The sequence below is a fragment of the Corallococcus sp. NCSPR001 genome (genome assembly GCF_017309135.1).
Lineage (GTDB): Bacteria > Myxococcota > Myxococcia > Myxococcales > Myxococcaceae > Corallococcus.
Genome location: NZ_JAFIMS010000002.1, coordinates 4,005,045 through 4,019,886, shown reverse-complemented (window position 1 = coordinate 4,019,886; position 14,842 = coordinate 4,005,045). Strand labels below are relative to the sequence as shown.

Here is a 14,842-nt window from a genome sequence, read left to right as displayed (position 1 = left end):
ATGGTGGGCCACGCAGGACGCAGCCAAGCACACGAGCCTGACCCGGCACGGCGCTTCCCGTCAGCGAGCGACACGCCGCATGGCGGGGAGCGCGGGCAGCAGCCCCTCCACTTCGGAGGCCAGGGGGAGCGCCGACACCGCGCCCAGCTTCGTCACCACCCGGGCTCCCACGCCCGCCGCGAAGGTCATCAGCGCGACCAGGTCCTCGCGCGTCGCATCCTCCAGCGAGCGCGCGTCGCCGTACCCGCGCACCAGGCCGCTCAGCATGGCGGACACGAAGCCATCCCCCGCGCCCGTCGTGTCCACCACCGTCACCTGGGGCGCCGGCACGGAGAGGACCTCGCCGCGCCAGAGGAACACCGCGCCGCGAGGGCCCAGCGTCACCACGGGCAGCCGCACCCCCTTCGCGGCCAGGACGTGCAGGGCCGCCTCGGGCGAGTGCTCGCCGGTCGCGAAGTGGATCTCCTCCTCGGACAGCTTCACCACCGTGCACAGCGGGAGCATGCGCCCCAGAAGGGCTCGCAGCTCCTCGGGCTGCGTCCACATGTGCAGCCGCAGGTTCGGGTCACAGCTCACCAGCATCCCGGCCTCACGGGCCAGGGTGAGCATGCGCACCATGGCCTCGCGCGCCTCCGGCAGGAGCAGGGAGTTGGAGCCGCAGTGCAGCGCCTTCGCGCGCCGCACGAAGGCGCCGTCCACGTCGGAGTCGTCCAGCAGGAACTCCGCGGACCGAGTCCGGAAGTACGTGAAGCTGCGCTCGCCCTGCGCGTCCAGCGAGACGAACAACAGGCCCGTGCGCGCGTGGTCCACCTGGCGCAGGCGGCTCACGTCCACGCCGTCCGCCGCCAACCGGTCGCGCAGGAAGTGGCCGAACTCATCGGAGCCCACCACGCCCACCATCGCCGAGCGCAGGCCCAACCGCGCGAGCCCCACGGAGACGTTGGCCGGTGAGCCTCCCGGCGACGGCTTCCAGGCCTCCACGTCCCGCACGCGCGAGGCGCCGCCGGCCACGGGGAGGAAGTCCACCAACGTTTCGCCGACACACACCACGTCCAGCGGCCCGGCTTCGTGCATGACAGCTCCCCCTGGGACCGCGCGCTGCCCGTCAGTCCAGGCCCACCTGCGCCATGAAGTCCACGCTCTTGAGCTTGCGGCCCACGTGGTGCGCGATGAAGACGTTGAGCAGGCCCCGGGCCCGCGCGCGGAGGTCCGCGGGCAGCGGCGTGCGCTGCCCCTCCTGGAGCGAGCGCAGCCCGGCCAGCAGCGCCACCGGCACCGGCACCGAGTCACGCGCGCGCCCGCCACACGGCTCGCACACCGCGCCACCGTGGCCCTGGTCGAACCGGGGCCGCTCGCCGGGCACACCGCCACACAGCGAGCAGGAGTCGAAGCGCGGCATCAAGCCCGCCTGCGCCAGCGCCGCCAGCTCGAACGCGAGCAGCGACGTGGGCCCGGCCTCCTTCGCGTCCAGCCGGTGCAGGTAGCCCTCCACCAGTTCGAACAGCTCCGGGTGCGGTTCGTGCTCGCGCGTGAGCTCGCGGCACAGCTCCACCGCGTACAGCGCCCGGGCGATGAGCGACAGGTCCTCGCGCGCGGCGTAGAAGCCCGTGATGATGTCCGCCGAATCGATGCGGACCGTGCTGCCGCGCGTTTCCACGAGTTGCACGCGCAGCCGCATGAACGGCTCCAGCGCCCCCGCGAACCGGCGCTTGCTCTTGCGCGCGCCCGCGGCGAACGCGGTCAGCTTGCCGTGCTCACGCGTGAGCAGCGTCACCAACCGGTCGGACTCGCCATAGTCGACCGTGGACAGCACGAACGCGTCGTCGGCGTACCGCTCCATGATCTCTCTTCAACGCGCCGCGGGGGGCGGAAGCTTCCCGGACAGCACCAGGAACAGACCCGCGCCCAGGAGCAGGACCGCCAGCAGGACGGCCAGGATGACGTACGCCCGCTTGCGCCGGGCCTTCTCCAGCTGCGCCGGCGAAGGCGCGGGCACCGCCCGGTCCACCTCCTCGTAGCGCAGCGCCGCCTCCTCCGGCGACAGGCCGATGACCTGCGCGTACGCGCGGATGTAGTTCAGCACGAACACGCGCTCGGGCAGCCGCTCCACCTGCCCCGCCTCCAGCGCCGCGACGAGGCTTGGGGGAATCTTCGTCTCCCGGGAGACGTCCTCGCGCGACATGCCGCGAAGCTCGCGCTGCTGGCTGAGGTATTTGCCGAAGTCGACGTGGTCCACGGTCTTTCGGGGCCCCCGCGGCTAGAGGTGGTCCAGCAGTGAGCGGCAGTCGTCCTTGAGCACCTGCTCGTTGGCTTGCGCCTTGGCCTCGCAGCCCGCGAACGCCTTCTTCGCCTCGTCCGCCCGCCCGAGCTTCGCCTGGCACACGCCTTCGCGGTGGTAGGCCTCCGCCACGTCCGGGCACTTCTCACGGTAGTGCGCGAACTGCCGGCACGCCTCCTCCGTCTTGCCCGTCTCGTCGTAGATGATGCCCAGGTTCTTGTAGCCCAGGCAGAACTCCGGGTTGGTGGTGATGGCCGCCTTGATGTTCTGCAGCGCGTTCACCGTGTCACCCTTCTTGTAGAGCGCCCAGCCCATGTTGTTCTGCGCGGAGAAGCCGTAGCGGTACTGCATGTCGTTGAGCGACCCCTCGTACAGCTTGATGGCGTCGTCGTAGCGCCCCTGGTCCAGGCGCAGGTTGCCCAGGTTGGTGCGCGCGTCGGAGAAGGACGGCCGCAGCTCCAGCGCCTTCTCGTAGTGGGACGACGCCTCGTCGAGCCGCCGGAAGGACAAATGCAGCAGCAGGCCCACCGCGTTGTGGGCCTCCGGGTTGCTCGGGTTCTGCTCCAGCGCCTTCTGGTACTCCGCGAGCGCGTCCTGCACGTGGCCGTGCTGCTGGGCCTGCACACCCAGGTCGTAGTGGATCTCCGAGCTGCGGCGCTCCTTCTCCGTGGGGACATGCGCGCAGCCCGCCGACGCGAGCGCGAACGCGAGGAAGCAGGAGGAAGTGATGCGGGACATGGGTGCCAATCCAGGGTGGAGGGTCAGAACGCGGCCAGGAAGCGGCCCAGGGTGGTGGCGACGTTGCGCTTCTCTTCGGCGCGGGCCTTCACGGCGGGCACGAGCGTGGGCTCCCGGAAGAACACGGGCAGCGTCTTCAGCCACTCGTCCTGCTGCGCGGGGGCCGCGGCACGCCAGTTCGCGTTGTCCATCATGAAGCCCAGCGACTCCACGAACGCGAGCGCGTCGTCCTCGTCCTCGCGCAGCTCCTCCGCGGACTGGATGCGCCGGCCGGACACGTACACCGCGCAGTCCCCCGCCTCCACCAGGTACAGGTACACGAAGACGCCCGCGCCCTGCCCGCCCCGCAGCCCCACCACGAAGGCCTGCGCGGGCCCGGCCTGCTTGCCGGGAATGGCCACGTGCGGCGTGTTGAGGGACAGGTGCAGCGCGAGCACCTGGTCGCGGTTGGCGGGAAGGCCCCGGTAGCGCTCGTCGATGGTGAACACCGTCGTCTCCCTTCCCGCGCACACCCTAGCGGGTGGTGAGCGTGAACTCCTCGGTCGCGTCCTGCGAGTCCGCAGCCGTCTTCTGGAAGCGGATGAGGGGCGTGTCAATCATCACGTTGCCACCGCCCTCGTTCCCCTCGCCGATGATCACCTTGAAGACGTTCCCGGGCGACGTGCTGCGGCGGCTGCCCGTGTTCTGCTTGCGGGCAATCAGCGTCACCGCGTTCGCGCCGGGACGCAACTGGCTGGTGATGTCCACCACCACCTGATCCTCGTTGTTGCGCAAACGGCGCAGCCAGCGCGAGTTCACGTACACGTCGATGTCGAAGTCCGTCATGCCCGGCGTCGTCTGCTCCGTCACCAGCCAGTAGCGCTGGGTGATGCGCCCCGGCGCGGTGGGGGCGGCAGCGGGCGCGGCCGGAGCGGGGGCCTGCGCGACGACACCCGCGTCCACCGGGGCGGCGGCGGGAGGCGTGGCGGTGGAAGGCGACGTGGGCGTGGGCGTCACGTTCGTCACGCGGGCGGCGTAGCCCGGCGCGTCGATGTGGACGTTGCCTTCCGCGTCGATGCGGACGGTGGCCTTCTCGAAGCGCGTGTTCGTCACCCCGTCGATCTTCACGCCATTCAGGAAGACCGAGCCGGCGAGGGCCAGCATGGGGACGAGCGAGGCCGCGACGGTGAGGGCGATTCGGGCGGACGGACGGGGCATGGGGGGCATTCCTCCTCAGGAATCCTCAACAGTCCCGGGAGCTTGCGAACGACTTAGCGCACCCGGGGGAGCGGGACAAGGCGGGGACGGCCCTCCTTGGAGCGCTCCGCCGCCCCGAACATTCACCCGGGGGCCCGTCTTCCAGTCCGGCGGCGAAGGCCGTCAGGGCGCCGCGGTCGGCGTCTGGTCCGGCGCCGGGGGCGGCAGTTCGCGCTGCGCGAGCGCCCAGTCCCCGCCCAGGCCATGGCCCTCGCGGAAGCGGCGGAAGTCGCGCCGCACGGCCCGGGGATAGCGGCGGAACTTCTCCAACTCCCCGGCCTTCATGGCGTCCCGGATGCGCGTGGGGCCCGCGTTGTAGGCCATCAGCGCCAGGTCCAGGTCGCCGCCGAAGCGGCCCTGCAGGTTGCGCAGGTAACGGATGCCCAGGCGCACGCAGACGGCGGGATCCGCCACCACCTCCTCGCGCGACAGCTTCAGGCCTTCCTTCTCCGCCAGGAAGTGCAGCGTGCTGGGCTTGATCTGCATCAGGCCCCGGGCGCCCTTCTCGGAGACGGACTCCTCCTCGAAGTCGGACTCCACGTCGATGAGGGCCAGCACCAGCAGCGGGTCATACCCCGTGCGGCGCGACTCCTCGTCGATGGCCTGCCCCAGCCGGCGGCGCAGCGTGAGCCCCAGGTCCGGGGCGCGCTTGGCCAGCACGGCGTCGATGAGGGCCGCCTCCTCGGAGATGGCCTCCTGCGCCACCATCTCGGGGACCACGGGCTGGGGGGCGGACTCCTCCAGGAGGGGCACCACCCGCGCGGACACCACGAGCGCCACACCCGCGAGCAGCGGGAGCCGGGAGCACCCGCTGCTCAGGGCATGCAGCCCCGCGAAGAACCGCGTTCCCAACGACCTGCCGCCCGAGGCGGCGGGTCCACTCACTTGCGGTGCTCCAGGGCCTGGATGCGTTCGTTCAGACGCTCCAGGCGGGCACCGAAGGCCTGCAGTTCCTCGCGGCGAGGCAGCTTCAGGAGGGTCAGGGCCGTGCGGACCCGCTCCTCCACGTTGTGCTCCAGGTCCCTGCGGTGCCCCGTCAGCCGGTCCGCGAACTCACGAGCCTGACGCTTCACCTCGTCCTGGCTCCAGCCCGCGACGGACGCCACGCGCTGCACGGCGCGGGAAGCCTCCTCCTCCGCCGTGTTCACCGCCAGGAGCGCCTGGCTCCAGATCCGCTCGAACGCCTCCGCCACGGAGGTCTTCTCTCGGGGGGCCTCGGTGTTGTTGTCCATGAAGTCGCTCCGGGAGTCACCCCGGGTCCTTCCGGTGGAAGGAACCCTGGGCATTCAAAGGGGTTTGCGACCTAAGCACACCCCATGGGTGATGAAAACGCTGCTCAGGCCCGCGGAGAAGACGCCGCGCCGCCTGAATTCTTGGTCGAAGCGTGGGCACGCCGGGTGGGCTTCAGGAGCACATCCAGCTTCTTCGAAAGGCGGCCCAGCTCCTGGGTGATCTGCTGCACCTGGGACTGGCTGGCAACTCCCACCGCCTCCACGACCTTCGTCTGCAGCCCATCCAGCCGCTTGCGAAGCTCCACGCCCGCGGCGTCCACCTTCTTGCCCAGCTCCTGCACGCGAGGATCGGCGCGCAGCTCACCGGCCTGCACCTTCGTCCACAGGGCCTGGACCTCCTTCGCCGCCACCTGGCTCCGCGTCTCCAGCGCACGGAAGGCCTTGTTCGCCTCCCCTTCCAGGCCCTGGAACCGCTTCTGCGCCTCGGAGAACCGCCCCTTCAGGTAGGCCTCCACGTTCTGCGTCATGCCCGTCTTCGCGTCGGTCTTCTCGGTCGTCGTCGCCATGTCGCGCTCCCCCCCGGGTGTTCCGGGTCTCATAACGTGATGCGTCAAGATAACGCACCGCGACATGGTGTCAAGCGAACAGGAAACGGAGTGTGCAAAACGAGAAAGCCGCCGCCCCGGTATGACACCAGGACGGCGGCTGACTCACGAAGCGTCAGGGACGCTTCGCGGAAGCACTAGGCGACGTCGGTGGACCGGGTGTCCGGCCGCGACGGCGGAGGGGTCAGCGGGCCGGTGTCGCCGTGGGTGGCGGCCAGGGCGGCCTCCATCTCGTTGACCTCGTCCGTGGGGCTCTCCACCTCGATGTCGAGGTGCTTGTAGTTCGGCAGGCCCGTGCCGGCGGGGATGAGCCGGCCCATGATGACGTTCTCCTTGAGGCCGCGCAGGTAGTCCACCTTGCCGTTGATGGCGGCCTCGGTGAGCACCTTCGTGGTCTCCTGGAACGACGCCGAGGAGATGAACGACTCGGTGGAGAGCGACGCCTTGGTGATGCCGAGCAGCAGGGGCTCGCCCACGGCCGGGCGCTTCCCTTCGGACATGACCTTCTCGTTCTCCTCCTCGAACACCCACTTCTCGACCTGCTCGTCGACCAGGAAGTTGGTGTCGCCCACGTCGGTGACGCGCACCCGGCGCAGCATCTGCCGGACGATCGTCTCGATGTGCTTGTCGTTGATCTTCACGCCCTGCAGTCGGTAGACCTCCTGCACTTCGTCCACCAGGTAGCGCGCGAGTTCCTTCTCGCCCAGCACCTTGAGGATGTCGTGCGGGTTGGCCGCGCCGTCCATCATCGCCTCGCCGGCCTTCACGCGGTCGCCGGAGTGGACGTTGATGCTCTTGCCCTTGGAGATCAGGTACTCCTTGGCCAAGTCCGCGCGCTGCTCGCCGCTCACCTCGGGGGTGATGATGAGCTTGCGCTTGCCCTTGGTGTCCTTGCCGAAGGACACCACGCCGTCGATCTCCGCGATCGCCGCCGCGTCCTTGGGCTTGCGCGCCTCGAAGAGCTCGGCCACGCGGGGCAGACCGCCCGTGATGTCCTTGGTCTTCGTGGTCTCGCGCGGCACCTTGGCGATGACCTCGCCCGCGGAGATCTCATCCTGGTCGTTGACCGTGATGATCGCGCCCTGGGGCAGGAAGTAGCTCGCCTGGTTCTTGGAGGACGGCAGGTCCTTCACGTTGCCAGCCGCGTCGCGGATGGTGACGCGCGGGCGCGCCTCCGGGTCCTTGGACTCGATGACCGTCTTGCGCGACAGGCCCGTGACCTCGTCGAGCGTCTCGGACATCGTCACGCCTTCGATGATGTCCTCGTAGCGCACGACACCGCCCACTTCCGTGAGCAGCGGGATGGCGAACGGGTCCCACTCGGCCACCAGCACGCCCGGCTCCAGCTTCTGGCCTTCCTTCACCAGGATGCGGGCGCCGTAGATGATCTGGTAGCGCTCGCGCTCGCGGCCCGACTCGTCGACGATGACGATCTCACCGTTGCGGTTCATGGCCACCAGCGTGCCGTCCGCCTTCTGCACCGTGTTCAGGCCCGCGAACTTCACGGAGCCCGCGTAGCGGTTCTCGAGGCTGGACTGCTCCGCGCGACGGGTCGCCGCGCCACCGATGTGGAAGGTGCGCATCGTCAACTGCGTACCCGGCTCACCGATGGACTGCGCCGCGATGACGCCCACGGCCTCGCCCACGGACACCTTGCGGCCACGCGCCAGGTCACGGCCGTAGCACTCCACGCAGATGCCGCGCTTGGCCTGGCACGTGAGCACCGAGCGGATCTTCACCTTGTCCAGACCGCTGTTCTCGATGCGGCGGACGCGCTCCTCGTCGATCTCCTCGTTGGCGCGCACCAGCACCTCGCCCGTCACCGGGTCGAGGATGTCGTCCAGGGCCACGCGGCCCAGGATGCGCTCACCCAGCGGCTCGATGATCTCGCCGCCTTCGACCAGGGCGCCGATGAACAGACCGTCCATGGTGCCGCAGTCGTACTCGTTGATGATGGCGTCCTGCGCCACGTCCACGAGACGGCGGGTGAGGTAACCGGAGTTGGCCGTCTTGAGCGCCGTGTCCGCCAGGCCCTTGCGGGCGCCGTGCGTGGAGATGAAGTACTGGAGCACGGAGAGGCCTTCACGGAAGTTGGCCGTGATGGGCGTCTCGATGATTTCGCCGGAGGGCTTCGCCATCAGGCCGCGCATACCCGCCAGCTGGCGGATCTGCTGGGCGCTGCCGCGGGCGCCGGAGTCGGCCATGATGTAGATGGGGTTGAACGACGGCTGCTTGCGCGTCACGCGCTTGCCGTCCACGTCCCCGGAAGCCTCGTCCTGGGAGATCTGCTGCATCATCTCCTGGGCGACCTTCTCGGTGATCTCCGCCCAGATATCGATGACCTTGTTGTAGCGCTCACCGTCGGTGATGAGGCCTTCCAGGTACTGGTTCTCGATCTCCGCCACTTCCTTGCGCGCGTAGTCCAGGAACTCCTGCTTCTTTGCAGGGATGATCATGTCCTTGAGCGCGATGGAGATACCGGCGCGGGTCGCGTGGAAGTAGCCCGCGCTGCGGACGCGGTCCGCCAGCAGCACCGTCTCCTTCTCGCCCGTGAGGCGGTAGCAGAGGTCGATGAGGTTACCGAGCGACTTCTTGTCCAGGACCTTGTTGATGGCGTCGAAGCCCACGCGGCGCGGAACCACTTCCCACAGCAGCACGCGGCCGACCGTGGTCTCCTTGCGCTTGCCGTCGATGCGGCACACCACCTTGGCCTGCAGGTGCACCTCGCCGTGGTCGTACGCGGCGCGCACCTCGTCCGGCGACGCGAACACGCGGCCTTCGCCGTTGGCGAACTCGCGGGCACGGGTCATGTAGTAGATGCCGAGCACCATGTCCTGCGTCGGGACGATGATGGGCTTGCCGTTCGCAGGGCTGAGGATGTTGTTCGTCGACATCATCAGCACGCGCGCTTCCATCTGGGCCTCGATGGAGAGCGGCACGTGCACTGCCATCTGGTCTCCGTCGAAGTCCGCGTTGAACGCGGCGCAGACGAGCGGGTGCAGCTGAATGGCCTTGCCTTCGATGAGCACGGGCTCGAAGGCCTGCATGCCCAGGCGGTGCAGCGTGGGGGCGCGGTTGAGGAGCACCGGGTGCTCGCGGATCACGTCCTCGAGGATGTCCCAGACCTCCGGACGCTCCTTCTCCACCATCTTCTTCGCCGACTTGATGGTGGTGACGTAGCCCTTCTCTTCGAGCTTGTTGTAGATGAACGGCTTGAAGAGCTCGAGCGCCATGATCTTCGGCAGGCCGCACTGGTGCAGGCGCAGCTCGGGACCGACGACGATGACGGAGCGGCCCGAGTAGTCCACGCGCTTGCCGAGCAGGTTCTGGCGGAACCGGCCCTGCTTGCCCTTGAGCATGTCGGACAGCGACTTCAGCGGCCGCTTGTTCGGGCCGGTGATGGTCTTGCCGCGGCGGCCGTTGTCGAACAGCGCGTCCACGGCCTCCTGGAGCATCCGCTTCTCGTTGCGGATGATGATGTCCGGCGCGTTCAGCTCCTGGAGCCGCTTGAGGCGGTTGTTCCGGTTGATGACGCGGCGGTACAGGTCGTTGAGGTCGGAGGTCGCGAAGCGGCCGCCGTCCAGGGGCACCAGCGGACGCAGGTCGGGCGGGATGACCGGGATGACGTCCAGCATCATCCACTCCGGCTTGTTGCCGGAGACGCGGAACGCCTCCGCCACCTTCAGGCGCTTGGCGTACTTCTTCCGCTTCGCCTCGCTGGTGGTCTCGCGCATGTCCTTGCGCAGTTCCTCGGACAGCTTCTCCACGTCCAGGGACTTGAGCATCTCGCGGACGGCCTCGCCGCCCATGCCCGCGCTGAACGAGTCCTCACCGTGCTCCTGGAAGAGCCGGTGCATCTTCTCCTCGGAGATCAGCTCGCCCCTCTGGAGCGGCGTCGCCTTGGGGTCGATGACCATGTAGCTCTCGCAGTACAGCACCTTCTCCATCTCCTTGAGGGTGATGTCGAGCAGGTTGCCGATGCGGCTGGGCAGCGACTTGAGGAACCAGATGTGGGCCACGGGCGTGGCCAGCGTGATGTGTCCCAGGCGCTCACGGCGCACCTTGGACTGGATGACCTCCACGCCGCACTTCTCGCACACGACGCCACGGTGCTTCATGCGCTTGTACTTGCCGCAGTTGCACTCGTAGTCCTTCACCGGCCCGAAGATGCGGGCGCAGAACAGGCCGTCCCGCTCCGGCTTGAAGGTGCGGTAGTTGATCGTCTCCGGCTTCTTCACCTCGCCGTGCGACCACTGGCGGATCTTGTCGGGCGACGCCAGCGCGATGCGGATGGCGTTGAACGACAGCGGGTCCTTCGGCTTCTCGAAGAAGTTGAAAATGTCCTTCACGTTGCCTCCGAAAACTTATGAGCGCCTCAGGCGCCAAACGTTTCGGGCCCCCGCCCTGCGCCCGGCCAGCCGCTCCCTCCACGAGGGAGCAGCCAGCCGGTCAGGCGGGCGCACCGGCTTCTTTGAAAAGGCCTAGGCCTTAAGCCTCGGTCCCCGACTTCCGGTCCTCGCCGTCGCCGCCGCCCAGGAAGTCACCGCCGAAGCTGCGCTGACGCTCCGGGGGCGCGCTCTCCAGCAGCTCCACGTCCAGGGCCAGCGACTGGAGCTCCTTGAGGAGCACGTTGAACGACTCGGGCAGGCCGGACTCCAGGACGTTGTCGCCCTTGACGATCGCCTCGTACATGCGCGTGCGGCCCACCACGTCGTCCGACTTGACCGTGAGGAACTCCTGCAGCGTGTACGCCGCGCCGTAGGCCTCCATCGCCCAGACTTCCATCTCGCCCAGACGCTGACCGCCGAACTGGGCCTTGCCGCCCAGGGGCTGCTGCGTGACGAGCGAGTAGGGCCCGATGGAACGGGCGTGGATCTTCTCGTCCACCAGGTGGTGCAGCTTGAGCATGTACATCACGCCCACGGTGACGTTCTGGTCGAACGGCTCACCCGTGCGGCCGTCGAAGAGCACCATCTGACCGGAGCGAGGCAGCCGGCCCTCGTCGAAGAGGGCGTGCAGCTCCGTCTCGCGAGCGCCGTCGAACACCGGCGTCGCCACGTGGATGCCCTTCTTCAGGCGGCGGCAGAGGTCCTGGACCTCCTGGTCGGACAGGCCGTCCACGAAGTCGCCGAAGGCCTTGTCGTCGTACACGGTCTTCAGCTGCTTCTTGAGCTGCTCGCCGCTGAAGTTCTCCTCAAGGTAGCGCTGCAACTGCTCGCCCACGCCCTTCGCGGCCCAACCCAGGTGGACCTCGAGGATCTGCCCGATGTTCATGCGGGACGGAACGCCGAGCGGGTTGAGGACGATGTCCACCGGACGCCCGTCCTCCAGGTACGGCATGTCCTCCTCGGGGAGGACGCGGGACACGACGCCCTTGTTGCCGTGGCGGCCGGCCATCTTGTCGCCCACCGCGAGCTTGCGCTTGATGGCGACGTACACCTTCACCATCTTGATGACGCCCGGGGGGAGCTCGTCGCCCTTCTTGATGCGGGCGATCTTCTCGCCGAAGGCCAGCTTCACGGCCTCCTTCGTCTCCTCCAGGTTGCGCAGGATGTCGCGCAGGCGCGCGTCCAGCGGATCACCGACGGAGATCTCGCCCCAGTACTTGTACGGCACCGTGGCCAGCAGCTCGTCGTTGAGAATGTCCCCCTTCTTCAGGAGGATCTTCCCCTTGTCGTCCACGAGCTTGCCCTGGACCTCCTTGCCGCGGACCAGCCCGCGGAGGCGGCTGTACGCGGAGTCCTGGAGGACCTTGATCTCGTCGTTCTGGTCCTTGAGGAGCTTCGCCTCCTCCATGGACTCGATCTGCTTGGCGCGCTCGTCCTTCTCCACGCCCTTGCGGCTGAACACCTTGGCGTTGATGACGGTGCCGACCACGCCCGGGGGCACGCGCAGGGAGCTGTCGCGCACGTCGCCGGCCTTCTCACCGAAGATGGCGCGCAGCAGCTTCTCTTCGGGAGACAGCTGGGTCTCGCCCTTCGGGGTGATCTTGCCCACCAGCACGTCGCCGGGCTTCACCTCGGCGCCGATGCGGATGATGCCGCTCTCGTCCAGGTCCTTGAGGGCTTCCTCACCCACGTTCGGGATGTCGCGGGTGATCTCCTCCTTGCCCAGCTTGGTGTCGCGCGCGATGCACTCGAACTCCTCGATGTGGATGGACGTGAAGACGTCCTCCTTGAGGATGCGCTCGCTGAGCAGGATGGAGTCTTCGAAGTTGTAGCCCTGCCACGGCATGAACGCGACGACGATGTTCTGTCCCAGCGCCAGCTCACCGGTCTCGGTGGCCGGACCGTCCGCGATCACGTCGCCCTTCTTCACCCGGTCACCCTTGCGGATGATGGGCTTCTGGTTGAGGCACGTGTTCTGGTTGGAGCGCTGGTACTTGAGCAGGTTGTAGATGTCGACCTCGCTCGACACGTCGCTCAGGGCCGCGTTGGAGTCCGCCTTCACCACGATGCGGCTGGCGTCCACCGACTCCACGATGCCGTCACGGCGGGCCACGCACGTCACGCCCGAGTCGCGCGCGACGATGGCCTCGATGCCCGTGCCCACGAGCGGGGCCGCGGTGCGCAGGAGCGGCACCGCCTGGCGCTGCATGTTGGAGCCCATGAGCGCGCGGTTCGCGTCGTCGTTCTCCAGGAACGGGATGAGGGAGGCGGCCACCGACACCAGCTGGTTCGGGGACACGTCCATCAGGTCCACGTCCTCGGCCTTGACCTGGACGAACTCGCCGCTGCGGCGGCTCTGCACCAGCGCGTTGAGGAACTTGCCCTTCTTGTCCGTCTCCGCGTTGGCCTGGGCGATGGTGTGCTTCTCCTCCTCCAGCGCCGAGTAGAAGGCCACGTCCCCCGTGACGCTGCCCGCGTCCACCTTGCGGTACGGCGTCTCCACGAAGCCGAACTCGTTGACGCGCGCGTAGGTCGACAGCGACGCGATGAGGCCGATGTTCGGGCCTTCCGGCGTCTCGATGGGGCAGATGCGGCCGTAGTGCGTCGGGTGCACGTCGCGGACCTCGAAGCCCGCGCGCTCACGCGTGAGGCCGCCAGGCCCGAGCGCGGACAGACGGCGCTTGTGCGTGACTTCCGAGAGCGGGTTCGTCTGGTCCATGAACTGCGACAGCTGGCTGGAGCCGAAGAACTCCTTGATCACCGCCGTCACCGGCTTGGCGTTGATCAGGTCGTGCGGCATGAGCGTCTCGATCTCCTGGAGGCTCATGCGCTCCTTGATCGCGCGCTCCATGCGGACGAGGCCGATGCGGTACTGGTTCTCCAGCAGCTCGCCCACCGCGCGGACGCGGCGGTTGCCCAGGTGGTCGATGTCGTCGATCGTGCCCTTGCCGTTCTTCAGGTCGATCAGGTAGCGGATGACCTCCAGGATGTCGCGCTTGGTCAGGATCTGACCGTCGAGGGGCTCTTCGAGGCTGAACTTGAAGTTCAGCTTGAGGCGGCCGACCTTGGACAGGTCGTAGCGCTCCGGGTTGAAGAACAGGTTGCTGAACAGGTTCGTCGCCGTCTCCGGCGTCGGGGGATCGCCCGGGCGCAGACGCCGGTAGATCTCCATGATGGCCTGCTCGGGCGACTCGATCTTGTCCAGCATCAACGTCTCACGCAGGTACGGACCCACGTTGAGGTTGTCGATGAAGAGGACCTTGAACTCCTTGATGTCGCGCTTGAGGAGCTCGTCCACCTTCTCCTGGGAGACCTCCTCGTTGCACTCGAGGATGACCTCACCGGTGTTCTCGTCCACCACGTCGTAGGCGGACACCTTGGTGAAGAGCTCGTCCGCGTCGATGGGCAGCTTGGTCATCTTCGCCGCTTCGAGCTTCTTGATGGCGGCGCGGGTGAACTTGCGGTTCTTCTTGACGATCAGCTCACCGGACTTGGTCTTGATGTCGCGCGTGGCGCGCTGACCCGGCAGGAGCTCCAGCTCGACGGACTTCTCGAAGTCCGCGGCGCTCTGCAGGTAGATGGTCTCGGTGGCGTAGTAGTAGTTGAGGATTTCCTCGGTGGAACCCTTGAAGTCGAGCGGGTTCTTCTTCGCCGTGTCACCGACGGCGCCCAGGGCGCGGATGAGCACGGTCGCCGGCAGCTTGCGGCGCCGGTCGATGCGCACGTACAGCAGGTCCTTGTGGTCGAACTCGAAGTCGATCCACGAGCCGCGGTACGGGATGATGCGGGCGTTGTAGAGCAGCTTGCCCGACGAATGGCTCTTGCCCTTGTCGTGGTCGAAGAACGCACCCGGGCTGCGGTGCAGCTGGCTCACCACGACGCGCTCGGTGCCGTTGATGATGAACGTACCGTTCTGGGTCATCAGCGGGATTTCGCCGAAGTAGACCTCCTGCTCCTTCACGTCGCGGATGGACTGGGCGCCGGTCTCCTCGTCCTTGTCCCAGACGACCAGGCGCACGACGACCTTGATAGGCGCCGAGTAGGTCATTCCACGCTGGTGGCACTCATCGACGTCGTACTTCGGCTTCTCCAGGTGATAGCTCACAAACTCCAGCGAGGAGGTCTCGTTGAAGTCCCGGATCGGGAAGACGGACTTGAAGACACCCTGAAGGCCAAGGTCCTCACGCTTCTCCGGGGCGATGTCGGCCTGGAGGAACTTCTCGTAGGATTGCTTCTGGATGTTGATGAGATTGGGAATGTCGATGATCTTCGCGATTTTCGCGAAGGTCTTCCGCACGCGGAAATTGTTCTGGATCTGCGTCGGCATTCGGTCTCCGGGGACGGCTGCTCGGGCGGGGCAAACTT

General features: G+C 67.6%; 11 protein-coding genes. All 11 read right to left on the bottom strand.

Features of this window, described 5'->3' with window-relative positions:
* Positions 1-60 precede the first annotated feature (60 nt).
* On the bottom strand, positions 61-1,074 hold the full coding sequence (locus JYJ93_RS18320; RefSeq protein ID WP_206793033.1) for a carbohydrate kinase: 1,014 nt from the start codon (positions 1,072-1,074) through the stop codon (positions 61-63).
* 31 nt (positions 1,075-1,105) lie between these two features.
* Entirely contained in the window at positions 1,106-1,840 is a 735-nt protein-coding gene (gene recO, locus JYJ93_RS18315) for a DNA repair protein RecO (RefSeq protein ID WP_206793031.1), read from the bottom strand.
* Positions 1,841-1,849: 9 nt separating this feature from the next.
* Entirely contained in the window at positions 1,850-2,236 is a 387-nt protein-coding gene (locus tag JYJ93_RS18310; protein ID WP_206793029.1) for a helix-turn-helix transcriptional regulator, read from the bottom strand.
* 21 nt (positions 2,237-2,257) lie between these two features.
* Positions 2,258-3,016, bottom strand: coding sequence for a social motility TPR repeat lipoprotein Tgl (gene tgl / locus JYJ93_RS18305; protein WP_206793027.1), 759 nt, complete (start codon positions 3,014-3,016; stop codon positions 2,258-2,260).
* A 23-nt stretch (positions 3,017-3,039) separates the two neighbouring features.
* On the bottom strand, positions 3,040-3,504 hold the full coding sequence (locus JYJ93_RS18300) for a social motility and stimulation tgl protein (RefSeq protein WP_128797888.1): 465 nt from the start codon (positions 3,502-3,504) through the stop codon (positions 3,040-3,042).
* A 25-nt stretch (positions 3,505-3,529) separates the two neighbouring features.
* Complete coding sequence (locus JYJ93_RS18295) at positions 3,530-4,213, bottom strand: hypothetical protein (RefSeq protein WP_206793026.1); 684 nt, start codon at positions 4,211-4,213, stop codon at positions 3,530-3,532.
* Positions 4,214-4,375: 162 nt separating this feature from the next.
* Positions 4,376-5,137 (bottom strand): lytic transglycosylase domain-containing protein, encoded by a 762-nt coding sequence (locus JYJ93_RS18290; protein WP_206793024.1) that lies wholly within the window; start codon positions 5,135-5,137, stop codon positions 4,376-4,378.
* Positions 5,134-5,484: a phasin family protein gene (locus JYJ93_RS18285; protein WP_206793022.1), complete on the bottom strand. Its 351-nt coding sequence runs from the start codon at positions 5,482-5,484 to the stop codon at positions 5,134-5,136. Before JYJ93_RS18285 ends, JYJ93_RS18290 begins: the two co-directional genes overlap by 4 nt.
* 104 nt (positions 5,485-5,588) lie before the next feature.
* Complete coding sequence (locus JYJ93_RS18280; protein ID WP_206793020.1) at positions 5,589-6,050, bottom strand: hypothetical protein; 462 nt, start codon at positions 6,048-6,050, stop codon at positions 5,589-5,591.
* Between the two features lie 176 nt (positions 6,051-6,226).
* A complete protein-coding gene (gene rpoC / locus JYJ93_RS18275; protein ID WP_206793018.1) occupies positions 6,227-10,438 on the bottom strand; it encodes a DNA-directed RNA polymerase subunit beta' in 4,212 nt (1,403 codons plus the stop codon).
* A 139-nt stretch (positions 10,439-10,577) separates the two neighbouring features.
* Positions 10,578-14,804, bottom strand: a complete 4,227-nt coding sequence (gene rpoB, locus JYJ93_RS18270; protein WP_206793016.1) for a DNA-directed RNA polymerase subunit beta — start codon at positions 14,802-14,804, stop codon at positions 10,578-10,580.
* Between the last annotated feature and the right edge of the window lie 38 nt (positions 14,805-14,842).